This window comes from Streptomyces sp. JNUCC 63 (genome assembly GCF_054366325.1).
The window spans coordinates 2871967-2898035 of the sequence record NZ_CM135963.1 but is presented as its reverse complement, the minus strand read 5'-3'; the positions used below and the strand labels follow the sequence as shown (position 1 = coordinate 2898035).

Below are 26069 nucleotides of genomic sequence, written 5' to 3'. Positions count from 1 at the left end.
CGCATGCGGCCTGCTGTGCGGCAGCCGCACGGAGGGACGGCCGCGGACGGCGAAGGGGCCCCGCAGGGTCCCGCTCCCGAGAAATTACAGATCAGCGCCCTGCAGGCGATGTGCCGGCACGTCTTCGCCTTCCGCCTGGCGATGATCGCCCTCGCCGCCCCCGCCGCCCTCCTCAACGCCGCCCCCGGCCTGGCCACCCGCCTGGTCAGTGCCGCGGTCGTCGTCACCTTCATGGGCTCCTACGTCCTCTTCAGGGACTGGGAACGCTTCGGCCCCCTCCTTCTGCGCCACCCCACGCTCCTGGCCCTGGACACCCTCTTCGGCGCCCTCCTCCTCATCGCGGCGGGCCCGGACAGCACCCTGGCCTACGTCAGCGTCTGTACGCCCTTCCTCGCCGGCCTCGTCTACAGCTGGCGCGGCGCGGCCGTCTTCGCCTCCCTCCAGTCGCTGATCCTGCTCCTCGTCTACGCCGCCTCGAAGGAACTCTCCGCCGGCCTGGCCCAGTCGGCCCTCTTCCCCGGCCTGTGCGTCATCGCGGGCGCGGCCGGCGTCACCCTGCGCAACCTGCTCCTCCGCTTCGGCGAGGCCACCCGGGCCCTGACCACGGTCCAGGCCCGCCTGGCCGCCACGGAGGCGGTCGCCGCCGAGCGCGCCCGTCTGGCCCGGGAGATGCACGACTCGGTGGCCAAGACCCTGCACGGCGTGGCCCTGGCCGCCGACGGCCTGGCGGGCTCGGCGGGATCCGACCGGATGGACGCGACCCTGGTGAAACAGCAGGCGGAGTTGGTGGCCCGCTCGGCCCGCCGAGCCGCCGCCGAAGCCCGCGAGCTGCTGATGGACCTGCGCCACGAGGACGACCCGGAGCACGGCGCCGACGTACTCGCGGAACTGACGGCCCGCACCCGCGACTTCACCACCCGCACGGGCCTGCCCGCCACCTGCCACCCGACGGTCGGATCCGCCGTGCCTCCGATCCCGCCCGCCGTGGTCCGCCAGCTCCTCCCCATCGTCTCGGAGGCGCTGGAGAACGCCCACCGCCACGCGGCGCCCACCCACGTGGACGTACACGCGGGCGTCCACGGCGACCTGCTGCGCATCAGCGTGTACGACGACGGCCGCGGCCTGCCGCCAGGGACGAGCCTGGAAGACCTCCGCCGGGCGGGCCACTTCGGCCTGGTCGGGATGGTGGAACGCGCGGCTTCGGTGGGCGCCCGCATCCGCATAGGCCGCGGTACGCATCCGAAGGGCACGGAGGTCCGCCTGGAACTACCGCTGGCAACTTTGACTCCGACCACGACCGCTCCGACCACGACCGCTCCGACCACGACCGCTCCGACCACGACCGCTCCGACCACGTGACCTCGACCAGAGAGGAGGCCGCCGCCATGCCGGACGACCGGACGACTCCAGACCCCTTCGAGGGCTTCCCACCGTCCTCCGTCCCCCCCACCCCCCTCCGCGTGGTCGTGGCCGACGACAACCCCGTGGTCCGCGCCGGCCTGACGGCTCTCCTCTCCGGCCGAGCGGACATCACGGTGGTCGCGCAGGCCGCGGACGGCCGCGCCGCCTGGGAAGCCGTCCAGCGCCACCACCCGGACGTCGTCCTGCTCGACGTCCGCATGCCGGGCGTGGACGGCATCTCGGCCCTGCCGCACCTGGTACGTATCGCCCCGGTCGTGATGCTGACCTACAGCCAGGAGTCGGACATCATCCAGGAGGCCCTGCGCCGGGGCGCGAGCGGCTACCTGGTCCACGGCGAGTTCACGGCGGACCAACTGGTCACGGCGGTAAGGGACATCAGGGCAGGGAGGGCTCACTTCACCCCCACGGCGGCGGGCGCCCTACTGGCCCGGCTACGCCAGACTGAGGGTGCGACTGCACACGACCAGGCAGCTCCAACGGCTGGTGATTCAGCTCTTTTTGCGGAAAACCTTTCGCAAGTGCAACCGGATGTGGGACAGTCTTCGTCTGGATGGGCAGGTGGCCGTCCGGCCGCCGTCGACAGGTCGAGGTTCCAACTCAGCACCAGGGAGGCGGAGATCATGGACCTCATCGCGTCCGGCATGACCAATCAGCAGATCGCCGCCGCCTGTTTCATCAGCGAGAAGACCGTCAAGAACCACATCAACCGCATCTTCGCCAAGCTCCACAGCACCAGCCGCGCCGAGGCCACCGCCAAATGGCTGGGCACGGCGCCGGGTTCGTCACGAGGACGGGGGTGAGGCGGGATGTCGGCGGTACGGAGTAAGCACGGCCGAACCTCTGTTTGGGTCCGGAATTGGGCCCTGGGGCCCTCCGGCGGACCGGGTGTTCCGGCCTACGTTGCCAGCGGCGCAAGCGGCACCGAGACCAAGCCCGGAGGGGAACACCATGAGCGACCTGATGCTGAAGACGGCGGTTGCGACCAAGGTCCGCGTGAACGGCTGGAAGAACACGACGGCTGCGGCGATGCGTCGTCGCGCCGGCGACAAGGGGCAGACCGCGGTCGAGTACCTGGGGATCATCGCGGTGGTGGTGGCGATTGTGCTGGCGATCACGGGGACGAGTATCGGCGGGGTGATCCTGGACAAGATCACAGGACTGATCAACAAGGTCGGGAATTGACGCGACCGCGTCGATACGGTGACACAGGGCAGGCCTTCCCCATCTACATCACGGTGGTGGGGGGTCTGCTCTTTCTTGCGCTCGCATACTTCGCGGTCGGCCAGGCAACCGTGAACCGAAGTAGTGCTCAGACGGCGGCCGACGCGGCGGCACTCGCGGCGGCCCAGGACACCCGGGGTCAGCTTGCGGCCGAGTGGACGAAGGCCGTACTCGATCCCACCAAGTGGCAGAGCATCTTCGACGGCAACGGCCAGGGACTTCAGCCATCGTGCTGGCGGGCCTATCAGCTTGCACAGCAGAACGATGCCCATGTGCTTGATTGCGGGACAGAGGATCCGCTGACCTACACGGTCAAAGTCGAGACCAACAAGTCCATAGGGAAATCGGTCGCCCCTATCACGGATAGCAAGCACTCAAAAGCACATGCCACTGCCGTGATCAAGCCGCTCTGTGTGTTTGAGCCTTTGGGGGCAGACGCCGGGGCCAATGCGTTGCCACGCCTCACGTGTAAGAACAGGTACTGGGATCTGGATCCGAAGGACCTTGCTGATCTCCCGAAACCCCAGGAACTCTTCGATGTTCACCTGGCGAATGACGAGTGATGAAGGAAGCAGAGCGATGAGTATTTGGTTCACTGCCAAGGCCCGCAGGGGGCTACTCGCGCTGACCATGGCAGTCGGAGTGATCCTCGGGGCCGCAGGCTGCGGAGGTGACGGTGACGAAAAGAAGCCGGATGCCTCAGCATCCGCCTCCAAAGGCAGTGAATCCAAGCCGAGTGCTCAGGAAGGGCAGTCAGAAGCACCCATGGTCGAACTCAAGGGCGGGGACGGTCTGCTCTTGCAGATCACTTCTGCGCAGCGGGATTCGGGCGGGTTTGTCACTGTGAACGGGCAGTTCAAGAACGACGGGTCCGAGTCACTGGTCATCCCATCCGCGCTGCGCGGCGACGAGACGGAAATCCTCAAGCACGGCACGTCTCTGGGCGGCGCCACCCTCGTAGACCCCAAGGGAAAGAAGCGTTACTACGTGCTGCGTGACACCGAAGGACGGCCACTGACGACCATCGGGCTCACGACAATCCAGTCAGGCCAAACCATCCCTGTCTTCATGCAGTTTCCTTCCCCGCCCACGGACACCACCGAAGTCACCCTGCAACTGCCGACCTTCTCCAGTGGCACCATCAAGATCTCCGGGTGAGCCCCCATGACCCGCACCCGACTCACCCTGACTCTCACCACCGCCACCGTCCTGGTCGCCACCAGCCTCTGCGGCGTCGTCGTAGCCCACGCCGACAGCGGCCCCAGCGAGCCCCCGGGCACCGAACCCTCCGCCTCCGCCCCCGTGAAGGTCGACCCGACCGATCCGGACCTCAAGCTCCCCGAGGGTGCCACCCTCGCCGAGCCCAAGGTGCTCGACATCAAGTCGGTGGTCGAGGACCAGGGCGGCGAGGAGCGCCGCGAGGACACCAACACGGACGTGACGTTCGCCCTTCAGGCCGAGGTGCTGTTCGCCAAGGACAGCGCGAAGCTGAGCGACCAGGCGAAGGCCCGTATCGACGCGATCGCGCAGGAGATCAACAAGCAGAAGTCGACCCAGGTCCGCGTCTTCGGCTTCACGGACAACCTCGGCTCCCACGCACACGGTGTCGTCCTGTCCAAGCAGCGTGCCAACGCCGTCCAGGACGTCCTGTCCCAGAAGCTGAACGACCCGAACATCACCTTCGACGTACGCGGCTACGCCGAGCAGTACCCCATCGCGGACAACTCCACGGAGGACGGCCGCAAGAAGAACCGCCGGGTGGAGGTGACGTTCCCGCGCACGGGGAGCTGACGGCCGGCGGCCTACAGCAGGTGGTCGGCTCTCCCCGCCTTGATCTCCAAAATGAGGGCACGGAGGGATTCACGGCTGTCGGTCAGCGGACGGTCCTCCTGCCCGGCGACGGCGATGTAGGCGTTGCCTTCGGTGTCGGTCCCTATGCGGAAGCAGTTGGCGCCCTCGGCGCAGAAGGGCTCTTCCCAGGTGATGTGGCTCATCGTCGTGCTCCTCAGAGGTGGCTGGCGATACTTGCCATGAACGCGCGTGATTCGGTCGGGGACAGTGAGGCTGTCTCCATCCAATCCAAGTGCGAGCGATACTTGTCCAGTTGGGACTGGCCGTGCAGGAACTCGGGGCCGTGGGCCGAATCAAGCTCCACGGTGTCGAGCTGGGGCACCCGTCCCTCGGCGTAGATCACTGCTTGACCGGCTCCGGGGAACGCCCCGGCTTTGAAGGGAATGACGCGTACATCGATGTTTTCCCGTTCAGACAGGTCGCACAGGTGGTCGAGTTGTCCTCGCATCACCTTGGGGCCGCCGAACTCCACGCGCAAGGCGGCCTCGTGTACGTAGCCGACGTAGGTGATCGGGTTCTCTCGATGCAGCACCTGCTGGCGCTGCATGCGATGGGCCACCCGTAGCTCGATCTCCATCGGTGACAGGGACGGTAGCGCTGCCGCGAACAGGACACGGGCGTAGGCGTCGGTCTGGAGCAAGCCCGGTACGTGCATGGCCAGGCCGGCGCGCACCCTGGTGGCGTGCCACTCCAGTTCCGCGATGTCGAGCAGTCCGGCGGGGAGTTGACCCCGGTACGTATCCCACCAACCGCGTTTGCGATCACCGGCTATGTCGGCCAGGGCATCGACATAGGCATGGTCGCGGCAGTCGTAGTTGCAGGCGAGGGTGCGCAGGCGTTCTGGTGTGATGGCCCGGACGCCTGACTCGATGTTGGAGATTTTCGTCCTGTCGAGGCCGAGCAGTCCTGCGGCGTAGTCCGTGGACACCTCTGCTGCCAGGCGCATCTTCCGCAGCTCCGCGCCCAGTCGCTTCTGGCGTTCTGTGGGCGTCGCCCTTGGCGGCATGTCACTTCCTCCAGTGGTCGCAGCGGCAGTCTGCCCCCTGGGCGTCCCCCCGGTCCACACGTTAGTGGCACTTTCGATGAACAGGTGGCAAATGGCCACTTGATTCCTCTACCGTCTGTGACGGGTCGACTACGACCCTCCGTCCGCCGAACGGAAGCGCATCGCCCATGCCAAGCCAGGCCCGGGTGACAGGCCACTGTGCGCGCGGAGAAACAACCACCCCGCTGACCAAGGGAGTTGCCATGCCCGTCACCCTGACCTCGGCCTGTCTTCCCCACACCCCCACGGACCGGCCCCCCACACCCCCCACCGCCGAAACCCTCGCCTACAGCCTCACCCTCCCCGCCGACCCGCGCACCCCCGCGATCGTCCGCGCAACGCTCCGCACGGTCCTCCTCGCCCACGACCTTGCCGACATGACCGACGCGGCCGTGCAGGTGGCGAGCGAACTCGCAGCCTGCGCCTGCCGTTTCTCCACCTCATCGGAGGTGTACGTACGCCTCCGTTACCGGGAGGACGCCCTGCGCGTCGTCCTCTACGACGCGCACCCCCGCCACCAGCACCCCCGCCTCGCCGCCGCCTGCGACGCCCGCCGTCGCTCGACCCTGCGCCTGCCGGCCTGCGTGGTCCGGTCCTGCGGCGGCGACTGGGGCTTCGGCGACGCCCGCGAGCCCGGCGACGCCCGCGAGCCCGGCGGCGGCACGCGCACGTGGGCGGTACTGCCGAGGGCGGGCACCCGCGCGTACCTCGCAGGCAGTCGCACGAGCGAGTGACAGCCGCCCGGAAGCCGGTCGGGTGGAGTGTGGCACCGCCTACGTTCTTGACGTGATCGAGTCTTACGTGATCGAACTTGAGCCGGAGGTGAGGGCTTGGCTCGGGTTGCTTCCGGCGCGGCACTATCGCCAGGTGGAGGAGAAAGCCGAGCTTCTCGCCGAGTTCCCGACGACCTTGGGCGAGCCTCACTCTCGTAACCTGGGGGAAGGGGTATGTGAGCTTCGGTTCGTTCTGGATGGCAACGCAACGCGGCTCACGTACTGGCTGGCACCCGGTCGACGAATCGTCCTGCTCACGGTCTTCAGGAAGACCAGAATGCGGGAGGAAGCGGAGGTCAAGCGTGCCAAACTGGCGAAAGAGCTGTGTGAGGCCGGGCATGGACCCGCGCACGACGAGTTCACCCGTGAGTTTCGGGAGGGGCTGTGAACCACACCCGCTGGAAGCTGGCGCGGGAACGGAAGATCGCCGAGGGGCACGAGGAACCGCCGGAGGTGATCGCGGAGCGTGAGCAGATCCGGCTGGCGCACGAACTCGGGCAGTTGGTGTACGACCGGCGTACGGCGCTGGGCCTGTCGCGGTCGGCGCTGGGTGAGCGTCTGGGAATGACCGCCGACGAGGTCGAGGCCGTCGAACTGGGCGGGATGCTTCCTCTCACAGCGGACCTGCTGGTCAGGCTGGCAGGGGCGCTCGATGTCACGGTGGACCTGCACGTGGTTTCCGGCGGGCACAACACCGTGGGATTCGACGATCATGCTGCCTGATCCGGCCGTTCCAGACCCGGATGGGGGCAAGTGGCGGATTTGGGCCGCGTGCGCACTCGCCGACCAGGTCTTTTTGGCGGTGTCGCTGGACCAAATCCTCCACTTGCCCTCGCACTCCGTCTCTCCCCGAGGAGTGGAGCGCCCCCGTCGGACGTATACGCAACGTATACTCAGGGCATGTCCGACGTCATGATCCGAGTGCCCGCCGAAGTCCGTGACCAGCTTGCTGCCGTGGCCGAAGCGCGGGGGACCAGTCTGCGTGCCCTCATGCAGGAGATAGCCGCTCAGACTCTGACTCCCGAGCAGATCAAGGCCCGGGCCGACCGCACCCGTGCCCTGCTTGCCGAGCGGTTCGGGCATTACGTGACGGATGAGGAATCCGCCGAGATGCGGCGCAAGATGCGGGAAGCCACCGCCGCTCACCGGGCTGCGCTCGCCGAGACGGAGTCGTCCGGTTGAGCCAGGTGATCGAACACTACGTCCTCGACAGTCCCACGCTGCTGGCGATGGGCGGCAACAAGCAGGTCTCCGGTCTCATCCACGCTGCGGCATCCAGTGATGACGTGCGCCTGTGGGTGCCCGTCCTGTGCCTGCTGGAGGCCGAGCGCGAGCGTGCGGGGATCGTCGCCCACGCGGGTGTGCTGCTGGACGTACTCAGCGTCATCGACGACGACTACGCGATGGCCGTGACCATCGCCGAGCTGCTCCGCGACGGTGTCGCCTTCGGCGTCGCGGCAGCCGTGCATGTGGCGCGGCCGAACCCGATGCTCCCCGACGGCGCGCTGGTGGCCACGGTCGCGCCGGAAGCCTACGACCGGCTTGGAGTCGGGGTCATGGATCTGAACCGCTGATCCGTCCACCCGGGCTGCTACTCGGCTTCCGCCTCCACCCCCACCCGCACCCCCGCCCGCAGCCCCCACCCCGCCATCGCCCCCGCCGCCGACTCCAGAACGTGCCGGGAGCGGAGGCGGGGCAGGCCCAGGCGGCCCGGGGACATGGTGACGACGGTGAGGACGCACAAGTGGCGGTCGAGGTAGGCGACGTCGATGGGGATGCGCATGCGGAAGGTGTGGATGCTGTTCGCGGGGGAGAGCAGGATCGCGCCGTCGATCGTGTCGCGGCCGAGCAGGCCCTTTGTGCGGGCGCGGTAGGAGGTCGCCAGCTCCAGGGGGACCGTCACGGGTGGTGAGCCGTGCACGGTCAGCTGCCCCCGCCCGTCATTCCAGCGCCGTCCCATGCCGAGCCGCCCTCCCGCCGAGCCGTATGCCCTGTCAACCGACCGTAGTCGTAGGGCAGTAGGCCCCGCATGGGGTCCACGGGCTCATGTCCCGCCGAGTGCGCCGGCATTAGGGTCCTGGCGTGCGCGTACTTCTGACCGTCGTGGCCGCCCTGTGGGGCGTGGGGGCCGGGCTGCTGCTGCCCCGCGCCGCCCACCGGTTCTCGGTCGACGCCGGGGAGGGGTGGAGAGCGCGGTGTCCCGGCGGGCATCCGATCACGGGGGCGTTCGGGGGGTGGGTCGGCTCGGCCCGATGCACGGCCGTACCGGCCGGGTGCGGACCGTACGGGCCGAGCGCTCCGGCCGTCGCCACGGTGACCACCGTCGTCTGCGCCGCTCTCGCCGCCGCCACCGGGCCCCGCCCGGAAGCCGTCGTCTGGCTGCTCGCCGCGCCGGTCGGCGTACTGCTCGCGCTCGTCGACCACCGCGTGCACCGGCTCCCGGACGTCCTGACCCTGCCGCTCGCCGCCGCGACCGCCGCACTGCTGGGCCTCGCCGCCGTACTGCCCGGCGCCGCCGGCTCCTGGCCCGCGGCGCTGCTCGGCGGACTCGCCCTCGGCGCCGCGTACTTCGTCCTCTTCCTCGTCAACCCGTCCGGCATGGGCTTCGGCGATGTCAAGCTGGCGCTCGCGCTGGGCACGGCCCTCGGCTGGTACGGCTGGCCGGTGCTCGTCGTGGGCGCCTTCGCCGGGCTGCTGTACGGGGCCGTATACGGGCTGGGCCTGGTGGCGCTGCGCCGCGCGGGCCGCAGGTCGGCGATTCCGCTGGGCCCGTTCATGCTCGGCGGGGCGTTCACGGGGCTGCTGCTGGGGGCGTTCGCGGTGGCGTGAGCGCCAGACCGTATACCAGAGGCGGACGGCGACCGTTGCCTGGCACGATCGCCCGTATGGCAGACCGTTATTACCGTTCTTTCGAGGACCTCGTCGCCGAGGGGGCCGCCGTTCCCACCGAGGGGTGGGACTTCTCGTGGTTCGAGGGGCGGGCCACCGAGGCGCGGCCCTCCTGGGGGTACGCCGTTTCGGTGGCCGGGCGGCTGGCCGGGGCGCGGGCCGTGCTCGATGTGCAGACCGGGGGAGGGGAGGTCCTCGACTTCGCGCTCGGGCGGGCCGCGGGCGCGCCCGCGCTGCTCGCCGCCACCGAGGGCTGGCCGCCGAACGTCGCCAAGGCCGCCGCACTGCTCCGCCCTCGCGGGGTCGTGGTCGTCGCCTCCGGCGAGGACGCGCCGCTGCCGTTCGCCGACGGGGCCTTCGACCTCGTCGTCAGCCGGCACCCCGTCCGGCCGCACTGGGAGGAGATCGCCCGCGTCCTGGAGCCCGGCGGGACGTACTTCGCGCAGCACGTGGGGCCCGGCAGCGTCTTCGAGCTCGTCGAGTACTTCCTCGGGCCCCGGTCCGAGGAAACGCGCAACGCCCGTCACCCCGACCGTGAGCGCGCCGGCGCCGAGGCGGCCGGGCTCGAGGTCGTCGACCTGCGCGCCGAGCGGCTGCGTATGGAGTTCCACGACATCGCCGCCGTCGTCCACTTCCTGCGCAAGGTGATCTGGATGGTCCCCGGCTTCACCGTCGAGGCGTACGAGCCCCGGTTGCGGGCGTTGCACGAACGGATCGAGGCACAGGGGCCGTTCGTGGCGCACAGCACGCGCCATCTCTTCGAAGCCCGGAAGGCGTGATGAACAGCAAGGACAGCAAGGACAGCAAGGGCAGCGACGACACTCCGTCTGACGCGCACACGGTGTCCACATCGTTATCGTCAGCCGCTCGATTCACCCGGTCGCCCCACGTAAAGTACGGACCAAGGGAATTCGCGTGAGCAAAGCCACGCGGGTGGTACCGCGTGGCGGAGGGGGCTGCGCGGTGCCGTGTCCCTGTTGGCCGTGCATCGCCCGGCCGTCGTCGGCGTCAAGCGGGCGTTCGCGGCCGGGTCGCCCGTGGGAGGGATGCGGAGGCGACTCGCCGGGCGGCCCCGGACGGCTCAAACCCTCCGGTTCCCGCTGTCTCCCGGCCGTTTTTCCTGTGATTCCGGCGCGATTCGGCCACGATCGGGCGCGGAATGGCGGCTTCCACCCTTCTCGGCGCGTCGTCGGACGGCTTCGGAGAGTAGTTGTGTCGCGCCGGTGCGCGCGGCATCACTCACGAAGGGTTATGGTGGAACCCCCCCCTCGGGCCGGTCCGTCTCCCCCCCCCACGGACCGGCCCGTTTCTTTTCAGGAGCGGCGGGGGACGCGTCTGATACACCCAGGCGCTCCGATGCATCAAGGCGCGCACGGCGCCCTGTTGGGGAACCGTTGGTTTCCCGGCGGTAGGCTTCGCCCCCTGGGACCACCGTACGGAGGGGCTGACGAAGACGTGAACCTGCGCGACAAGCTGCGCGGCCTGCTGGTCAGGCTGTACGCACGCCGGGTGGAGGGCCACCTGGACCCCGCTCAGGTGCCCAAGCACATCGGCGTCATCATGGACGGCAACCGGCGCTGGGCGAAGGCCGCGGGCTCCACCACCGCCCAGGGCCACCGGGCCGGCGCGGACAAGATCGAGGAGTTCCTCGGCTGGTGCACCGAGACGGACGTCGAGGTCGTCACCCTCTGGCTGCTCTCCACGGACAACTTCGACCGCCCCCAGGAGGAGCTGGTCCCGCTCCTCGGCATCATCGAGGACGTCGTGCGCTCGCTGGCCGCCGACGGCCGCTGGCGCCTGCACCACGTCGGCACCACGGACCTGCTGCCGCCGGTCATGCAGGCCACCCTCAAGGAGGCCGAGGAGGCCACCGCCCACGTCGACGGAATAGTCGTCAACGTCGCCATCGGCTACGGCGGTCGGCAGGAGATCGCCGACGCGGTGCGCTCCATGCTCCTGGAGGCCCACGACAAGGGCGCCTCCATGGAGGAGCTCGCCGAGTCCGTCGACATCGACATGATCGGCCGCCACCTCTACACCAAGGCCCAGCCCGACCCGGACCTGGTGATCCGCACCAGCGGCGAGCAGCGGCTGTCCGGCTTCATGCTCTGGCAGACGGCGCACTCCGAGTACTACTTCTGCGAGGTCTTCTGGCCGGCCTTCCGCAAGGTCGACTTCCTGCGCGCGCTGCGCGACTACGCGGCCCGCCACCGCCGCTACGGCGGCTGACGGACGTACGCCTCCCATCGGCGAGGTGCCTGTCTTCCAGAGTTCATTCGTGCGTCGTTCCGTGCATTTGCATGGCGGCGCGTGTTCGAGGGCATAAGTGAGACAGGTCGACACCCGAACCACGGGTGTCGGATCTCAGCGGGCGGCTCGGCGCCGTTCGCCCGGGAGGCCCTTTGCACCAGCCCGACCGTGTGGTCACAGCACGGAAGACGACGCTGAGGGCCGGTTCACGGCCCGCCCTGTGCGGGGGCCGTCGACCGGCCCAGCTCCACTTCGTCGCTCCCCGACCTCATCCGAGGGGGTACGTCCTTCCGTGGTGACCAGCACAAAGCGCCACAAGCCAGACCGGCGCACCTACGTTCTCGACACCAGCGTCCTGCTGGCGGACCCGAACGCCCTGACCCGTTTCGACGAGCACGAGGTCGTGCTCCCCATCGTCGTGGTCACGGAACTGGAGGCCAAGCGGCACCATCCCGAACTCGGCTACTTCGCCCGGCAGGCCCTGCGCCTGCTCGACGACTACCGGGTGCGGTACGGCCGCCTCGACGCCCCCATACCGATCGGGGACCTCGGCGGAACGATCCGGGTCGAGCTCAACCACTCGGACCCCAGCGTGCTGCCCACCGGCTACCGCCTGGGGGACAACGACTCCCGCATCCTCGCGGTCGCCCGCAACCTGCAGGCCGAGGGGTACGACGTCACCGTCGTCTCGAAGGACCTGCCGCTGCGCATCAAGGCGTCCTCCGTCGGCCTGCTGGCCGAGGAGTACCGCGCGGAACTCGCCATCACGGACGCCTCCGGCTGGACCGGGATGTCCGAACTCACCCTTCCGGGCGAACAGGTGGACATCCTCTTCGAGGAGGGACACGTCTACGTCCCCGAGGCGGCCGAACTGCCCGTGCACACCGGACTGACGATCCAGTCCGAGCGCGGCAAGGCGCTGGGGCGCATCACGCCCGAGGGCAACGTCCGTCTGGTGCGCGGCGACCGGGAGGCGTTCGGCATCAAGGGGCGCAGCGCGGAGCAGCGTATCGCCCTGGACCTGCTGCTCGACCCGGACGTCGGGATCGTGTCGATGGGCGGCCGGGCCGGCACCGGCAAGTCGGCGCTGGCGCTGTGCGCGGGCCTGGAGGCGGTTCTGGAGCGCCGTCAGCACCAGAAGGTGATGGTCTTCCGCCCGCTGTACGCGGTCGGCGGGCAGGAGCTCGGCTATCTGCCCGGCTCCGAGGCGGAGAAGATGAGCCCCTGGGCGCAGGCGGTCTTCGACACGCTGTCGGCGGTCACGTCCCGGGAGGTCATCGAGGAGGTCACCGCGCGCGGGATGCTGGAGGTGCTGCCGCTCACCCACATCCGCGGCCGGTCGCTGCACGACGCGTTCGTGATCGTCGACGAGGCCCAGTCGCTCGAGCGAAACGTTCTGCTGACCGTTCTGTCCCGTATCGGCGCCAATTCGCGGGTCGTTCTGACCCATGATGTGGCGCAAAGGGACAATCTGAGGGTCGGTCGCTACGACGGTGTCGTCGCCGTGGTGGAGAAGCTGAAGGGGCATCCGCTCTTCGCGCATGTGACGCTGACCCGGTCCGAGAGGTCCCAGATCGCGGCCCTTGTGACCGAAATGCTGGAAGACGGGCACATCTGATCGAATCCGCCCGCCCGTGGGCGACAATAGGGGAGTTGGCGCCGTCCGGCAAAGGCCTGAGCCTAGCCGGGCGGCGCCCTTGTATGCGGGCGATTCGGGAAAACCCCTGGACCAAACGGGATGTGAGCTTTCACACGCAACTCGGAATTGCCTTGCGGCGTCGGGTTACGGCAGAGTCTCACTCCTGTCAGGCCCCGCATACGACACAGCCGTACCCCCAGCGGCACGGCACCACAGAGGCACCGCGTTCAACTCCATAGCGTCGTCGTATGCCGCCCGAGCACCACGCGGCGCTCCCCCCGGGGAGTTGCCCACCGGGCCCGCGCCTTCCGTGACCCCGCAGTTGGGAGGCCAGTGCCAGGGGCACGATTGCGTCCGCCAGGGTCACCGAAGCGGGCGATGCTGGAAGGAAACCGTGTGAGCCGGATCTCGGTCCGGGGATTCGCAGTGGCCTCCGCCACCGCGGTCACCGCTGTCGGAAGCGTCGTCGGTGTTGCCTCGGGCAGCGTCGCGCAGAACAACGACGCCGAGGCGACGGCAGCCGACGCGACGACGCTTCTCGCGGACATCCCCGTGGGGCAGCAGGCCCAGGTGCAGACCGTCTCGCTCGCGCAGCAGGCCGACGCACAGGCCATCGCGGCGGACGCCGGCGCCAAGAAGGAGGCCGAGCAGGCCGCGCGCAAGGCGGCCGCCGAGACGGCGATCGCCAAGAAGGCGGAGGCCGAGAAGGCGGAGAAGGAGGCCAAGGAGCGCGCCGAGCTGAAGGCCGCGGCCAGCCGCAGCGCGGCCCGCGACGCCTCCAGCTTCCCCGTCCAGAGCTCCTACACCGTGGCGCAGGTCCAGGCGATGGCGCGTTCGATGGTGCCCGCCGGTCAGTTCCAGTGCTTCAGCAACATCGTGAACCACGAGTCCACCTGGAACTACCGGGCGGTCAACGCCTCCTCCGGCGCGTACGGCCTCGTCCAGGCGCTGCCCGGCTCCAAGATGTCCTCCGCGGGTGCCGACTGGCAGACCAACCCGGCCACCCAGATCAAGTGGGGCCTCAGCTACATGAACGGCCGCTACGGCAGCCCCTGCGGCGCGTGGAACTTCTGGCAGGCCAACCACTGGTACTGAGCCGGACCGGCCGCCGCTCTCAACCCCCGTACAGCCCCTCCCCGTCTTAAGGGAGGGGCTGTCGCGCTGTACGGTCGGACGGAACGACTCCAGGGGGAGTGGTGGGGAGAGACGGGGGAAGAGGGCCGATCATGTCGCTAGTGCCACGGTGGTTCGGCCGGCTCGGTGCCGGACTGACCGAAATGGGTGAGCGGTTGGACGAGCGCCGTGCCGAGGTGGAGAAGGAACAGGCCGCGTCCGAGCCGGAGTCGGGCGTGGACGTCCAGGCCCTGCCGGACCATGTGACCGTCGTTCCGGCCCGGCCCGATCCGGCCCAGGCCGTGCCCTGGGGCGTACGAGTGGCGGCGGAGGTCGGCTGGCGGGTGCTGGTGCTCGCGGGCACGGTGTGGGTGCTGATGCAGGTCATCAGCGCTGTCCGGCTGGTGGTGCTCGCGTTCGCGACCGCGCTGCTCATCACCGCGCTGCTGCAGCCGACGGTGGCCCGCCTGAGGCGCTACGGGCTGCCGCGCGGGCCGGCCACCGCGCTCACCGCGATCCTCGGCTTCGTCATCATGGGGCTGATCGGGTGGTTCGTGACCTGGCAGGTCATGGAGAACATTGACACGCTCTCCAGCCAGATCCAGGACGGCATCGATCAACTGCGCAAGTGGCTGCTGAACAGTCCCTTCCACGTCACCGACAAGCAGATCAACCAGATCGCCAAGGACCTGCGGGACGCCATCGGGGCCAACACCGACCAGATAACGTCGGCCGGTCTGCAGGGCGTGACGGTGGTCGTGGAGGCGCTGACCGGGATCCTGCTGACCGTCTTCTCCACGCTGTTCCTGCTCTACGACGGCCGGCGGATCTGGGAGTGGTCGCTGAAGCTGGTGCCGGCGGCGGCGCGGCCGGGGGTGGCCGGGGCCGGGCCGAGGGCGTGGCGGACGCTGACGGCGTATGTGCGGGGCACGGTGATCGTGGCCCTGATCGACGCGATCTTCATCGGGCTGGGGATCTACTTCCTGAACGTGCCGATGGCTGTGCCGCTGGCCGTGTTCATCTTCCTGTTCGCCTTCATCCCGCTGGTGGGGGCGGTGGTGTCCGGGGCGCTGGCGGTGGTCGTCGCGCTGGTGACGCAGGGCGTCTTCACCGCGGTGATGGTGCTGGTGGTCGTGCTGGCGGTGCAGCAGATCGAGGGGCATGTGCTGCAGCCGTTCATTCTCGGGCGCGCGGTTCGGGTGCATCCGCTGGCGGTGGTGCTGTCGGTGGCCGCGGGCGGGATGGTCGCGGGGATCGGCGGGGCGGTGGTGGCGGTGCCGTTGGTCGCGGTGACGAATACGGTGGTCGGGTATTTGCGGGCGTACGCGCAGGGGCAGGCTCGGCGTCAGGCGGCGCGGCCGGCTGCGCCGGACTCGCCCACTTCCCCGCCCGACTCGGTGGGGTGAGGCGCCCCGTCCCTGGGGCTCTGCCCCAGACTCCGTTCGGGGCTGCGCCCCGTCCTGGCCTGCCCGGCTCACCCGTCTCGGTGGGGTGAGGGGTCCTGTCCCTGGGGCTGCGCCTCAGACTCAGGCAGGGGCTGCGCTCCCTGTCCCCGGTCGTTCCGGTTGGGGGACGATGCGGCAGACGGGCCAAGCGCCGCCGGCACCCGGGCGGAAGCCCGACAGGGACGCAGGGGGCGAAGCCCCTTGGGGGTCTGGGGCGGAGCCCCAGGGCGGAACCTCTCTCCCCACCGAGACGGGCGGACCGAGCCAGGGGTGCAGGGGACGGAGTCCCCGCCGGGGTCTGGGGCGGGACCCCTCGACCCATCGAGACGGGTGGGCGGGTGGGAAAACGACGCGAACCCCGTCCACCCTCAAAGTGGACGGGGTTCGGGCAACGCGGCGGGCGTTACTCCGAGAGCGCCGCCTCCGCGTCCAGCGTCGTCGCGACCGCCTGGATCACCGCGGCGATCTTGAAGGCCTCCTGGACGACCTCACGCTCGACACCGGCCTTGCGCAGCACCTGCTCGTGGGAGTCGAGGCACATGCCGCAGCCGTTGATGGCGGAGACCGCGAAGGACCACAGTTCGAAGTCGACCTTGTCGACACCGGGGTTGCCGATGACGTTCATCCGCAGGCCGGCGCGCAGGGTGCCGTACTCCTGGTCGGAGAGGAGGTGACGCGTCCGGTAGAAGACGTTGTTCATCGCCATCACCGCGGCAGCGGCCTTCGCCGCCGTGTACGCCTCCGGCGACAGGTTCGCCTTCGCCTCCGGCTCCAGCTCCCGCAGCACGATCGACGAGCGCGAGGCGATCGCCGTCGCCAGCACCGTGCCCCACAGCTGCTGCGCGGGCAGGTCACTGTTGCCGATGACCGAGCCCAGGTTGAGCTTCAGGTCCTTGGCGTAGTCCGGAAGGGCGGACCTCAGGGCGTCCAGCGACATGCGTCACTCACCCGCCAGCAGCGCGACCGGGTCCAGGGTCTCGTCGCCCTTGGTCCAGTTGCACGGGCACAGCTCGTCCGTCTGCAGGGCGTCCAGAACCCGCAGGACCTCCTTGGGGTTACGGCCGACCGAGCCCGCCGTCACCATGGTGAACTGGATCTCGTTGTTCTGGTCCACGATGAAGACCGCGCGCTTGGCGTAGCCGTCCTCGCCCTCGATGCCCAGCGCGCGCATCAGCTCGTGCTTGGGGTCGGCCATCATCGGGAACGGCAGGTCGCGCAGGTCGTCGTGGTCCTTGCGCCAGGCGTGGTGGACGAACTCGGAGTCACCGGAGAAGCCGAGGACCTGGGCGTCGCGGTCGGCGAACTCGTCGTTCAGCTTGCCGAAGGCGGCGATCTCGGTCGGGCACACGAAGGTGAAGTCCTTGGGCCAGGCGAAGATCACCTTCCACTTGCCCTCGTAGGTCTTGTGGTCGATCTCCGCGAACTCCTTGCCCTTCTCAAGCGAGACGCAGGCGGTCAGTTCGAACTCGGGGAACTTGTCACCGACAGTGAGCACACGCTCTCCTTGCAGCGAAGAAACACCGGCTTTGCCCGTGTTTCTCAGGGGTTGGACGATGTTGATGTTGGCACACGGTGCATTGATTACGGAAATAGCTACACTCGGTCGTGTTGATCGGAGGTACCTATAAGTGAGCCGTTCGCGCAGGCAGCCCAGCCTCTCCCAGCTGCGCGCCTTCGCCGCCGTCGCCGAGCACCTGCACTTCCGGGACGCCGCCGCGGCGATCGGCATGAGCCAGCCGGCGCTCTCCGGCGCCGTCGCCACCCTGGAGAAGACACTCGGTGTCACCCTCCTGGAGCGTACGACGCGCACGGTACTGCTCTCACCTGCGGGTGAACGTCTTGCCGTGCGGGCCAAGGCCGTGCTCGGCGAGGTCGGCGCGCTCATGGAGGAGGCGGAGGCCCTCCGCGCGCCCTTCACCGGCGTACTGCGCCTCGGTGTCATCCCCACGGTCGCGCCCTACCTCCTGCCCACCGTTCTGGGCCTCGTCCACGACCGCTACCCCGACCTCGACCTCCAGGTCCACGAGGAGCAGACCGCCAACCTGCTGGAGGGGCTGGCCGACGGACGGCTCGACCTGCTGCTGCTCGCCGTGCCCCTCGGTGTGCCCGGCGTCGTCGAACTCCCCCTCTTCGACGAGGACTTCGTCCTGCTCACCCCGCTCGGCCACTGGCTCGGCGGCCGGGAGGGCATACCCCGCGAAGCCCTGAAGGAACTGAAGCTGCTGCTCCTCGACGAGGGTCACTGCCTGCGCGACCAGGCCCTCGACATCTGCCGCGAGGCCGGCCGCGTGAACGCGCCGGTGAAGACCACCGCCGCCGGGCTGTCCACCCTCGTCCAGCTCGTCGCCGGCGGCCTCGGCTGCACCCTGCTGCCCCGCACCGCCCTCAGGGTCGAGGCCTCCCGCAGCAACCAGCTCCTCACCGGCTACTTCGCCGACCCCGCCCCCTCCCGCCGCATCGCCCTGGCCATGCGCACGGGCGCGGCCCGCGCCGCCGAGTACCAGGAACTCGCCGCCGCCCTGCGAGCAGAACTGCGGCCCCTGCCGGTGCGGGTGCTGAACGGCGGCGGCAGGGACTGAGCCCCGGCGCGTGGGGGCTCAGTCCCTGGTGGTCACTCGGTGCGCAGGCCGTCGGGGCGCATCAGGCGCAGGAGGGGTGGCAGGCTGAGGAGGGTGACCGTGAGGACGACGCCGGCGCCGACGCCGGTCATGGTCAGGACGCTCGGCCAGTCCACGGCCACGGGCGTGCCCGTCATCCTCAGCAGCACCGCGCCCAGGGTGAGGCCCACCGTCGAGGCCAGCAGCAGGCCCAGTGCGATGGGGACCGCCGTCTGCCACAGCACCGACAGGCTCAGCGTGCGCCGCCGGGTGCCGAAGGCGACCAGCGCCGACAGCAGCTTCTTCCGCTCGCGCAACTGCTCCAACTGCGACACCAGCAGACTCGCCCCGATCAGCAGCAGCACACAGGTCGCGCCGACGAACAGACCGGTGCGGATGGAGGTGAACTGCTTCGACCGCTCGGTGGACATCAACGCGTACACCCTTGTCATCGGGTCGATGGCTGTCGCCGTGTTGCGCACGTACTCGCGCACGTCCGGTACCGACTCGTCGAGCGACAGGTAGACGCTGTTGCTGACCGCCGAAATCACCTCCGCGGGCGCCGCGGCCGGCGTCATCAGGAAGCCCCCGAAAGTCTCCCCGCCCGGGTCCTTGATCGAACGGGCGGACTTCAGGATGGTCGGCACGGCCCACCGGACCTCCGAAGCCGGGTCCTCGTCGGAGGTGGGGGAGAAGTACAGCTTGCGGCCGGGCCTCGCCAGCTTCGCGGTGTCGGCGTCGTCCTCGGCACCGCTCACCGCGAAGACGTCACCGTCACGGCAGGAGGACACGGTCGCCACCTCGCGCAGGGACGCGCAGTCGCCGATCGTCACCATGGCAGAGGTGTTCTCCCGCTCGGAGCTCCAGGAATCGGCACCGATGGCTGTCCTGGACAGCGCGGTGACCTTCCGTACGCCCTTGGTGGCGGAGAGCTTCTCGACGGTCGTGGTGGGTGCGACCCCCGGCGACACGAGCAGAGTCATCTGGGCCCGCTGCACGTCGTTCCCGGAGCGCTTGGTGTAGTCGCCCTCCACCCCCGCGAAGAGCATCTGCAGCGCGATCGCCCCGGCTACCGCTACCGCGATGCCGTTCACCAGGCGCGCCGCCGTACCGCTGCTCAACTGCAGCCGCCGTACCGCCAGTTGCCAGGCAACCCCGCCGCCAGGTCCGAGCCGGGCGACGACCGTCTCCACGACCCACGGCAGCAGCGCGGTCACGCCGACGAGCAGCAGCATCACGCCGCCGATCACCAGGAACTGGTTGAAGTCCCCGTTGTCGCGGCCCTTGCCGAGCATCGGGTACAGCAGCGCCAGGCCGCCCAGCGGCAGCAGCAGCCGCCACCACAGCCGGCGTCGTGCGGGCTTGGCCGTACGCACCACGCCCAGCGGCTCGATGACCACCCCGCGCAGCGCCAGCAGGGTGACCAGCACCGCGGCGGCCGGGACCGCGACCGCGACCAGCGCCGCCAGCGCGGGCGAGGGGTTCAGGTAGCTGGGGAAGACGCTGATGCCGAAGACCTCCGCGGATCCCGCGGCCTGACGGCCGGCCAGGAAGAAGGCCGTGCCGAACACCAGCCCGAGCAGTGAGCCGCCGAGCGCCTCGCCGGCCGCGATCCGGCGGGTCATCCGGCTGTCGGAGCCGACCAGGCGGAGCGCGGCGAGCCGGCGATCACGCGCCTCGCCGCCGAACCGCACCGCCGCGCCGAGGAACACGGCGACTGGCATCAGCAGCACCACGAAGACGACCATCACAAGCAGCAGCAGCACCGGGTCCATCGGCTCGGACGACGGGTGCGGGTCGCCGAACTCGTTGATCCGGGCCGCCTGCCAGCCGTTCATGCGCGGCGCCAGGTTCTCCACGCCCGCGTAGTAAGCGAGTTCGCGCGAGCCGACGAGCCCGCTCTCGCCGATCGTGCCGGTCACCCGGTACGGCAGCCGTTCGCGCAGCAGCTTCCCGCCGTCGGAGTCGAGCAGCTCCTTCAGCGCGGGGGAGACCACCATGTCGCCCGGCGCCGGATACTTCGTCAGGCCCGGCGCGAGCGGGGCCCGCGGCCCCTCGGGCTCCACCAGCCGCCCGCGGATGTTCTTGTCGTGGTACTCCGTGTCGACGTCCGCGATCACCAGGGTGTCGTCGGCCTTCGGCGGGGGGTGCTCGCTGTAGGTGAAGTCCAGGCGGGCCTGTTCCCGCTGGTGCCGTACCGAGAGCGCGCTGGGTATCGCGGTGGTCAGCAGCAGCAGGGCCACGCCGAGGCCGACGCCGACCGCCGTCAGCAGCACCCGGGTCCAGCCCTCGCGGCCCCCCGTGAACGCGAACCTGGCGCCCATGGACAGGTCGCGGACCCACTGACGCGCTCTCATACGACCCGCTCCATGTCCCGTGACTTCCCGTCCCGTACGACGATCTCGCGATCGGAGTAGGCGGCGACCCGTGCCTCGTGGGTGACGAGGACGACGGCCGCGTTGGAGGACCGGGCGGCCTCGGTGAGCAGCTCCATCACCCGCTCGCCGTTCAGCGAGTCCAGTGCGCCGGTCGGTTCGTCGGCGAACAGCACCCTGGGGTCGGTGACCAGGGCGCGGGCGACCGCGACGCGCTGGCCCTGACCGCCGGAGACCTCGCCGGGCCGCTTCTTGCGCAGGTCGTCGACCTCCAGGCGCTCCATCCACGTCAGCGCCGCCCGCTCGGCCTCCTTGCGGGAGGTGCCGTTCAGCCTGAGCGGCAGGGCCACGTTCTCCACGCAGGTCAGCTCGGGCACCAGCTGGCCGAACTGGAAGACGAACCCGAACTCCGAGCGCCTGAGCGCACTGCGCTGGGCATCGGTCATGGTGGACAGCTCGCGGCCGTCGTAGGTGATCGACCCCGAGTCGGGGGTGACGATCCCGGCGAGGCAGTGCAGCAGCGTGGACTTGCCCGAGCCGGAGGGGCCCATCACGGCGACGACCTCGCCGGGGTGGACGGAGAACTCGGCGCCGTCCAGCGCGGTGGTCGGGCCGTAGGCCTTGCGCAGGTTCTCGGCGGCCAGCAGGGAGCCGGGGGGAGGGGTCACCGGGTCACCGCCTCACGGAGCTTGTCGAGGCGAGCGGCGGTCAGCTCCAGCCAGCGCAGGTCGGCCTCGAGGTGGAACAGGGCGTGGTCGCAGATCAGCTGGTCGGCGAGGTCTCCCCTGCGCTTGCGGTCGGTCAGGATCCGCATGCTGCGCAGGTGCTCGGCGCGCTGGGTGTCGAGGATGTCGGCGGCGTCGCGGTGGGTCAGCAGCGCGAGGACGACCTTGGTGTAGAGGGTCGACTGGAGGTACGGCTCGGGCTTCTCCGGCGTGGCGAGCCACTGCTCCACGTCGGTGACGCCGGCCTCGGTGATGGCGTAGCGCTTGCGGTCGGGGCCGTCGCCCGCCTCGATCGCCTCGACTTCCACGAGCCCGTTCTTCAGCAGGCGGGACATCGTCGAGTAGACCTGGCCGTAGTGCAGCGGCCGGTCGTGACCGAACTTCTCGTCGAAGGCCCGCTTCAGGTCGTAGCCGTGGCGCGGGCCGGTCTCCAGGAGTCCCAGAAGGGTGTGACCGATGGACATGGGAGGCACTGTACACGCGGTGTATACGTCGCATGTATACACCGCGTGTTCACTGCGTGGCGTGAGGTACGGCCCCGCAGGTGGGGGGCGATTGTCACGGTTCTGCTACGGCGCCGGGGCCGCCCGGCCACGCTCAGGCCCGGCGGCCCCGGACTCGGCGCTCATCGGGCCGGTGGGGGGCTGGGACGGAGCCCCCGGGAGGGCGGCCGCGGCGCAGGGGCGGGTCCGTGTCCCCGGGCAGTCGCCGGTCTGCGCAGGAGCGCGGCGCAGCAGGAACTCGATCTGGCCGTTGGCCGAGCGCAGTTCGTCCGAGGACACGCCCGGACCCGGCGTCCTCCAGGTCCGGCGTCCTCCAGGTCCGGCGCCCCCGGCCCGGCGGTCCCAGGTCCAGGTTCCTCAGGCCGATGGGGGTCTGGGGGCGGAGCCCCCGGGTGGGCGGCCGCGGCGTGGGAGTGGGCCCGTGTCCCCGGGCAGTCGCCCGGCCTCCGTGAGAGCGCGGCGCAGCAGGAACTCGATCTGGGCGTTGGCCGAGCGCAGTTCGTCCGAGGCCCACCGGGCGAGCGCGTCGTACACCGACGGATCCAGCCGCAGCAGCACCTGCTTGCGCTGCTGCGGCCTGCGCCTGGGGGAGGGCCCCTCCTCGGCAGCCGTCACTGGTAGAGCGTCCCCGTGTTCAGCACCGGCTGCGCCGCCCGGTCGCCGCAGAGCACCACCATCAGGTTCGACACCATCGCCGCCTTCCGCTCCTCGTCCAGTTCCACGATGTCCCGCTCGGACATGCGGGCGAGCGCCGCCTCGACCATGCCGACCGCGCCGTCCACGATCTGGCGCCGGGCCGCCACGACCGCGCCGGCCTGCTGCCGCTGGAGCATCGCCGAGGCGATCTCGGGTGCGTAGGCCAGGTGCGTGAACCGGGACTCGAGGATCTGCACCCCGGCCGCCTCCACACGCGCGTGCAGTTCGACGGCGAGCTTCTCGGTGATCTCCTCGGCATTGCCGCGCAGGGAGAGGCCGTCCTCCTCGTGGGCGTCGTAGGGGTACTCGATGGCGATGTGGCGTACGGCCGCCTCGGTCTGGGTGGAGACGAACTCCAGGAAGTCGTCCACCTCGAAGGTGGCCTGTGCGGTGTCCCGCACCTTCCAGACGACGACCGCGGCGAGTTCTATGGGGTTGCCGTAGGCGTCGTTGACCTTCAATACGGCGGTCTCGTGGTTGCGGACGCGGGTGGAGATCTTCTTCCGGGAGGTGAACGGGTTGACCCAGCGCAGCCCGTCCTCGCGGATCGTGCCCCGGTAGCGGCCGAAGAGCTGCACGACCCGCGCCTCGCCCGGCGCGACCATGTTGAGCCCGCCCATCGCGAGCAGCGCGGCGATGCCGGTCAGGATGCCCACGACGATCAGCGCGGCCTTGGCGCCGGCCGCCGTGACCATGCTGCCGCCCGCGACCAGTGCCACCGCGATCAGTACTCCGAGCAGGCCGAGGAGCAGGGCGAGTCCGCCTCCGATGCTGTGCGCCGGGAACTCCCGCACCCGCGGCTCGGGCATGTCGGGCAGGTCGGTGGCGGGCGCGGAGTCGTGTGGCGCGTGTGTGGACATGGCGGGTCCCCCCGTTCTCGTACGGCCGGTGAACTGCCGGCCCATAGCTTCTTCCTATCCAAGTGATATCACTTTTTCTCGCCATGACAACCCTGCGGGCACATGAAGCGTCGGTTCCTCTGGGGCAGGTGCTCATTCTCACGTCCGATAAGGGGTGAATCGGGGGCCCTTTGCCACAGAAGTCGGTGTTAGCTTTCTGAGCTGACCTGCACCCACGTGAGTGACTGCCGAGACGGAAGCGGAGCGGACGGACCCATGGGACGAGCGGAAGAGAGACGAGCGCGGCAGCGCGGTGGCCGCCGCGCTGCGCCCAGGAGCTCGTCCGTGACACCGGCGGCCGGCATCGGCCCCGCCGGCGGCGGCAGGGCCGCGGCACGCAGGGCCGCCCGGCCGGCCAAGGGGAAGGGCGGCATACGCCGTCTGTTCACCTGGAAGAAGATCCTCGGCACGTTCTTCGGCTTCTGCCTGCTGGGCATCGGCGCCTTCATCGTGCTGTACATGATCGTGGACATCCCCGAGGGCAACGCCGACGCGCAGCGCCAGAGCAACGTCTACAAGTACAGCGACGGCACGATCCTGGCCCGTACCGGCGAGGTCAACCGCGAGATGGTGGACCTGGCCAAGGTGCCCAAGAAGGTCCAGTACTGCTTCGTCGCGGCCGAGAACAAGACCTTCTACACCGACCACGGCGTCGACCTGAAGGGCACCGCCCGCGGTCTGCTCAACACGCTGTCCGGCAAGGGCGCGCAGGGCGGATCGACGATCACCCAGCAGTACGTCAAGAACTTCTACCTCAACCAGGACCAGACCGTCACGCGCAAGGTGCAGGAACTGGTCATCTCGTTGAAGGTGGACCAGAAGATGACCAAGGACGAGATCCTCGCCGGGTACATCAACACCAGCTACTACGGCCGCGGCGCCTACGGCATCCAGGCCGCCGCGCAGGCCTACTACCACGTCGACGCCAAGGACCTCACCGTCCAGCAGGGCGCCTACCTCGCCGCCCTGATGCAGGCCCCGAGCCAGTACGACTGGGCCGTCGCGAGCGACAACGGCAAGAAGCTCGCCCGGGACCGCTGGAACTACGTGCTCGACAACATGGTCGGGCAGAAGTGGCTGGACGCCGCCAAGCGGCGGACCATGAAGTTCCCCGAGCCCAAGGAACCCAAGCCCGCTCCCGGGCAGCAGGGCCAGAAGGGCTACCTGATCGCCCTGGCCAACCAGCAGCTCGCACAGCAGCTGATGAAGGACCAGGGCCTGACCCGGGCCCAGGCGGACCGAGCGGTCGAGGGCCAGGGCTGGAACATCACCCTGAACATCGACAAGAAGAAGCAGGCCGCGCTGGAGAAGGCGGTCAAGTCGCAGCTGACCGGCAAGCTGGACCCGAAGAAGCGCAAGGTCGACGGGCACGTCCAGGCCGGCGCCGTCTCGGTCGACGCCAAGACCGGGAAGATCCTCGCCCTGTACGGCGGCGTCGACTACTTCAAGCACTACCTGAGCAACGCCACCCGGCGTGACTACCAGCCCGCCTCCACCTTCAAGCCGGTCATCCTGGCCGCGGCCCTGGACCACGACGCCAAGACCCAGGACGGCCAGCCGATCACGGCGAACGCGATCTACGACGGCACCAGCGAACGCCAGGTCGTGGACCACGGCACCAAGGTCGGCTTCGGCCCGCCCAACGAGGACGACCAGAACTACGGCGACATCACCGTCCAGACGGCCATGAACAAGTCGGTCAACTCCGTCTTCGCGCAGATGGGCATCGACGTGGGCATGGAGCAGGTGATGGGCGTCGCCGGCCAACTCGGCATGGACACCAAGGGTATGCAGGCGGTGCCCGCCCAGACGCTGGGCTCCATGGGCGCGAGCCCGCTGGAGATGGCCGGGATCTACGCCACTTTCGCCAACCACGGCAAGAAGGTCACCCCGACCGTCGTCAAGTCGGCCGAGCAGCGCAACCGTCAGGTCAAGATGGCCGACCCGATCGGTGACCAGGTCATCAGCCGCCAGGCCGCCGACACGGTCACCTCGGTGCTGACCGGTGTGGTCGACGACGGTACGGCCCAGAGGTCGGTGCGGGACAATCCGCAGCGCAACGGCCAGCAGGTGGCGGGCAAGACGGGTACCTCCGACGAGAACAAGTCCGCCTGGTTCGCCGGCTACACGCCGAACCTGGTCACCTCCGTCGGCCTGTTCGGCGAGGATCCGAAGACCCACGCGCACACCACGTTGAGCGGCGCCACGGGCCTCATCCCGGGCAGCGGCCGTATCAACGGCGGTGGCTACCCCGCCCAGATCTGGGCCGAGTACACCTTCGACGTGATGGGCGAGACCAGCAAGTTCGACCTGGACACCAAGCAGGGCGCCGCGGTTCAGCCCTCGGCGGCCCCGTCGGTCAGCGAGTCGCCCAGCGAGTCCCCGTCCGAGTCGCCCACCACCAGTGCCCCGCCGGTGTCCGAGCCTCCGAGCAGCACCCCCAGCCAGCCCACGTCGCAGCCCCCCAGCGAGCCGCCGTCCGAGTCGCCCACCACCAGTGCCCCGCCGGCCAGGGAACCGACGGACAGCATCAGCGATCCCCCGCTCAACCTCAACGACCAGTGAGCGGCGCCAAGGGGCGCCCGGTCCGTCCGGGCGCCCCTTGGCCGTACTGACCGTCCTGATG

General features: G+C 69.6%; 30 protein-coding genes. 19 read left to right on the top strand and 11 right to left on the bottom strand.

Annotated features, from left to right (window positions below; genetic code table 11):
- The first annotated feature begins 3 nt into the window (after positions 1-3).
- The 6 genes from ACX25U_RS13055 (at position 4) to ACX25U_RS13030 (ending at position 4434) form a co-directional block, all read left to right on the top strand.
- Positions 4-1359, top strand: a complete 1356-nt coding sequence (locus ACX25U_RS13055) for a sensor histidine kinase (protein WP_454394247.1) — start codon at positions 4-6, stop codon at positions 1357-1359.
- A 26-nt stretch (positions 1360-1385) separates the two neighbouring features.
- Entirely contained in the window at positions 1386-2222 is an 837-nt protein-coding gene (locus ACX25U_RS13050) for a response regulator (RefSeq protein ID WP_454394245.1), read from the top strand.
- Between the two features lie 148 nt (positions 2223-2370).
- Entirely contained in the window at positions 2371-2604 is a 234-nt protein-coding gene (locus ACX25U_RS13045) for a hypothetical protein (RefSeq protein ID WP_454391734.1), read from the top strand.
- A complete protein-coding gene (locus ACX25U_RS13040; protein ID WP_454391733.1) occupies positions 2601-3206 on the top strand; it encodes a pilus assembly protein TadG-related protein in 606 nt (201 codons plus the stop codon). The genes ACX25U_RS13045 and ACX25U_RS13040 overlap by 4 nt, the downstream gene beginning before the upstream one ends.
- A 16-nt stretch (positions 3207-3222) precedes the next feature.
- Entirely contained in the window at positions 3223-3801 is a 579-nt protein-coding gene (locus ACX25U_RS13035; protein ID WP_454391731.1) for a hypothetical protein, read from the top strand.
- Between the two features lie 6 nt (positions 3802-3807).
- The gene (locus tag ACX25U_RS13030) at positions 3808-4434 is read left to right on the top strand and encodes an OmpA family protein (protein WP_454391729.1); all 627 of its coding nucleotides are present in this window, start codon (positions 3808-3810) and stop codon (positions 4432-4434) included.
- 11 nt (positions 4435-4445) lie between these two features.
- Here the strand turns inward: ACX25U_RS13030 and ACX25U_RS13025 are convergent, their stop codons facing one another.
- Positions 4446-4637 (bottom strand): hypothetical protein, encoded by a 192-nt coding sequence (locus ACX25U_RS13025; protein WP_454391727.1) that lies wholly within the window; start codon positions 4635-4637, stop codon positions 4446-4448.
- Between the two features lie 11 nt (positions 4638-4648).
- Positions 4649-5500, bottom strand: a complete 852-nt coding sequence (locus ACX25U_RS13020) for a helix-turn-helix domain-containing protein (protein WP_454391725.1) — start codon at positions 5498-5500, stop codon at positions 4649-4651.
- A gap of 242 nt (positions 5501-5742) precedes the next feature.
- Between ACX25U_RS13020 and ACX25U_RS13015 the strand changes: the two genes are divergently transcribed.
- From ACX25U_RS13015 to ACX25U_RS12995, 5 genes are all read left to right on the top strand, one after another.
- Positions 5743-6273 (top strand): ATP-binding protein, encoded by a 531-nt coding sequence (locus tag ACX25U_RS13015; protein WP_454391723.1) that lies wholly within the window; start codon positions 5743-5745, stop codon positions 6271-6273.
- Positions 6274-6325: 52 nt separating this feature from the next.
- Positions 6326-6700 (top strand): type II toxin-antitoxin system RelE/ParE family toxin, encoded by a 375-nt coding sequence (locus tag ACX25U_RS13010; RefSeq protein WP_454391721.1) that lies wholly within the window; start codon positions 6326-6328, stop codon positions 6698-6700.
- Entirely contained in the window at positions 6697-7035 is a 339-nt protein-coding gene (locus tag ACX25U_RS13005; protein WP_454391720.1) for a helix-turn-helix domain-containing protein, read from the top strand. The genes ACX25U_RS13010 and ACX25U_RS13005 overlap by 4 nt, the downstream gene beginning before the upstream one ends.
- Before the next feature lie 177 nt (positions 7036-7212).
- Entirely contained in the window at positions 7213-7494 is a 282-nt protein-coding gene (locus ACX25U_RS13000; protein ID WP_454391718.1) for an Arc family DNA-binding protein, read from the top strand.
- Positions 7495-7499: 5 nt separating this feature from the next.
- Entirely contained in the window at positions 7500-7886 is a 387-nt protein-coding gene (locus ACX25U_RS12995) for a hypothetical protein (protein ID WP_454394243.1), read from the top strand.
- Between the two features lie 17 nt (positions 7887-7903).
- Here ACX25U_RS12995 and ACX25U_RS12990 read toward each other — a convergent pair whose 3' ends face one another.
- On the bottom strand, positions 7904-8272 hold the full coding sequence (locus ACX25U_RS12990) for a DUF192 domain-containing protein (protein ID WP_454391716.1): 369 nt from the start codon (positions 8270-8272) through the stop codon (positions 7904-7906).
- A gap of 122 nt (positions 8273-8394) precedes the next feature.
- Between ACX25U_RS12990 and ACX25U_RS12985 the strand changes: the two genes are divergently transcribed.
- The 6 genes from ACX25U_RS12985 (at position 8395) to ACX25U_RS12960 (ending at position 15609) form a co-directional block, all read left to right on the top strand.
- Complete coding sequence (locus tag ACX25U_RS12985; RefSeq protein WP_454391714.1) at positions 8395-9141, top strand: prepilin peptidase; 747 nt, start codon at positions 8395-8397, stop codon at positions 9139-9141.
- Positions 9142-9197: 56 nt separating this feature from the next.
- Complete coding sequence (locus ACX25U_RS12980) at positions 9198-9980, top strand: methyltransferase domain-containing protein (protein WP_454391713.1); 783 nt, start codon at positions 9198-9200, stop codon at positions 9978-9980.
- Between the two features lie 676 nt (positions 9981-10656).
- Positions 10657-11430: an isoprenyl transferase gene (locus tag ACX25U_RS12975; protein ID WP_454391711.1), complete on the top strand. Its 774-nt coding sequence runs from the start codon at positions 10657-10659 to the stop codon at positions 11428-11430.
- A gap of 313 nt (positions 11431-11743) precedes the next feature.
- Complete coding sequence (locus tag ACX25U_RS12970; RefSeq protein ID WP_454391709.1) at positions 11744-13069, top strand: PhoH family protein; 1326 nt, start codon at positions 11744-11746, stop codon at positions 13067-13069.
- A gap of 417 nt (positions 13070-13486) precedes the next feature.
- Positions 13487-14185 carry an aggregation-promoting factor C-terminal-like domain-containing protein gene (locus ACX25U_RS12965; protein ID WP_454391707.1) on the top strand — a complete coding sequence of 233 codons (699 nt, stop codon included), beginning with the start codon at positions 13487-13489 and terminating at the stop codon, positions 14183-14185.
- Between the two features lie 131 nt (positions 14186-14316).
- Positions 14317-15609 (top strand): AI-2E family transporter, encoded by a 1293-nt coding sequence (locus ACX25U_RS12960; protein WP_454391705.1) that lies wholly within the window; start codon positions 14317-14319, stop codon positions 15607-15609.
- Positions 15610-16051: 442 nt separating this feature from the next.
- On the opposite strand, the gene ACX25U_RS12955 is transcribed toward ACX25U_RS12960, so the two are convergent.
- On the bottom strand, positions 16052-16585 hold the full coding sequence (locus ACX25U_RS12955; protein ID WP_454391703.1) for an alkyl hydroperoxide reductase: 534 nt from the start codon (positions 16583-16585) through the stop codon (positions 16052-16054).
- 3 nt (positions 16586-16588) lie between these two features.
- Positions 16589-17143, bottom strand: coding sequence for a peroxiredoxin (locus tag ACX25U_RS12950; RefSeq protein ID WP_454391701.1), 555 nt, complete (start codon positions 17141-17143; stop codon positions 16589-16591).
- 133 nt (positions 17144-17276) lie between these two features.
- Here ACX25U_RS12950 and ACX25U_RS12945 point away from each other — a divergent pair, with 133 nt between their 5' ends.
- Positions 17277-18227: a hydrogen peroxide-inducible genes activator gene (locus tag ACX25U_RS12945; protein WP_454391699.1), complete on the top strand. Its 951-nt coding sequence runs from the start codon at positions 17277-17279 to the stop codon at positions 18225-18227.
- Positions 18228-18259: 32 nt separating this feature from the next.
- On the opposite strand, the gene ACX25U_RS12940 is transcribed toward ACX25U_RS12945, so the two are convergent.
- From ACX25U_RS12940 to ACX25U_RS12915, 6 genes are all read right to left on the bottom strand, one after another.
- The gene (locus tag ACX25U_RS12940; protein WP_454391697.1) at positions 18260-20602 is read right to left on the bottom strand and encodes an ABC transporter permease; all 2343 of its coding nucleotides are present in this window, start codon (positions 20600-20602) and stop codon (positions 18260-18262) included.
- Positions 20599-21288: an ABC transporter ATP-binding protein gene (locus ACX25U_RS12935; RefSeq protein ID WP_454391695.1), complete on the bottom strand. Its 690-nt coding sequence runs from the start codon at positions 21286-21288 to the stop codon at positions 20599-20601. The genes ACX25U_RS12940 and ACX25U_RS12935 overlap by 4 nt, the downstream gene beginning before the upstream one ends.
- The gene (locus tag ACX25U_RS12930) at positions 21285-21809 is read right to left on the bottom strand and encodes a PadR family transcriptional regulator (protein ID WP_454391693.1); all 525 of its coding nucleotides are present in this window, start codon (positions 21807-21809) and stop codon (positions 21285-21287) included. The genes ACX25U_RS12935 and ACX25U_RS12930 overlap by 4 nt, the downstream gene beginning before the upstream one ends.
- 105 nt (positions 21810-21914) lie before the next feature.
- A complete protein-coding gene (locus ACX25U_RS12925; RefSeq protein WP_454391691.1) occupies positions 21915-22127 on the bottom strand; it encodes a hypothetical protein in 213 nt (70 codons plus the stop codon).
- Positions 22128-22205: 78 nt separating this feature from the next.
- Positions 22206-22463, bottom strand: coding sequence for a hypothetical protein (locus ACX25U_RS12920; protein ID WP_454391689.1), 258 nt, complete (start codon positions 22461-22463; stop codon positions 22206-22208).
- Positions 22460-23404 carry an SPFH domain-containing protein gene (locus ACX25U_RS12915; protein WP_454391687.1) on the bottom strand — a complete coding sequence of 315 codons (945 nt, stop codon included), beginning with the start codon at positions 23402-23404 and terminating at the stop codon, positions 22460-22462. The genes ACX25U_RS12920 and ACX25U_RS12915 overlap by 4 nt, the downstream gene beginning before the upstream one ends.
- 255 nt (positions 23405-23659) lie before the next feature.
- Between ACX25U_RS12915 and ACX25U_RS12910 the strand changes: the two genes are divergently transcribed.
- A complete protein-coding gene (locus ACX25U_RS12910) occupies positions 23660-26008 on the top strand; it encodes a transglycosylase domain-containing protein (protein ID WP_454391685.1) in 2349 nt (782 codons plus the stop codon).
- Positions 26009-26069 lie beyond the last annotated feature (61 nt).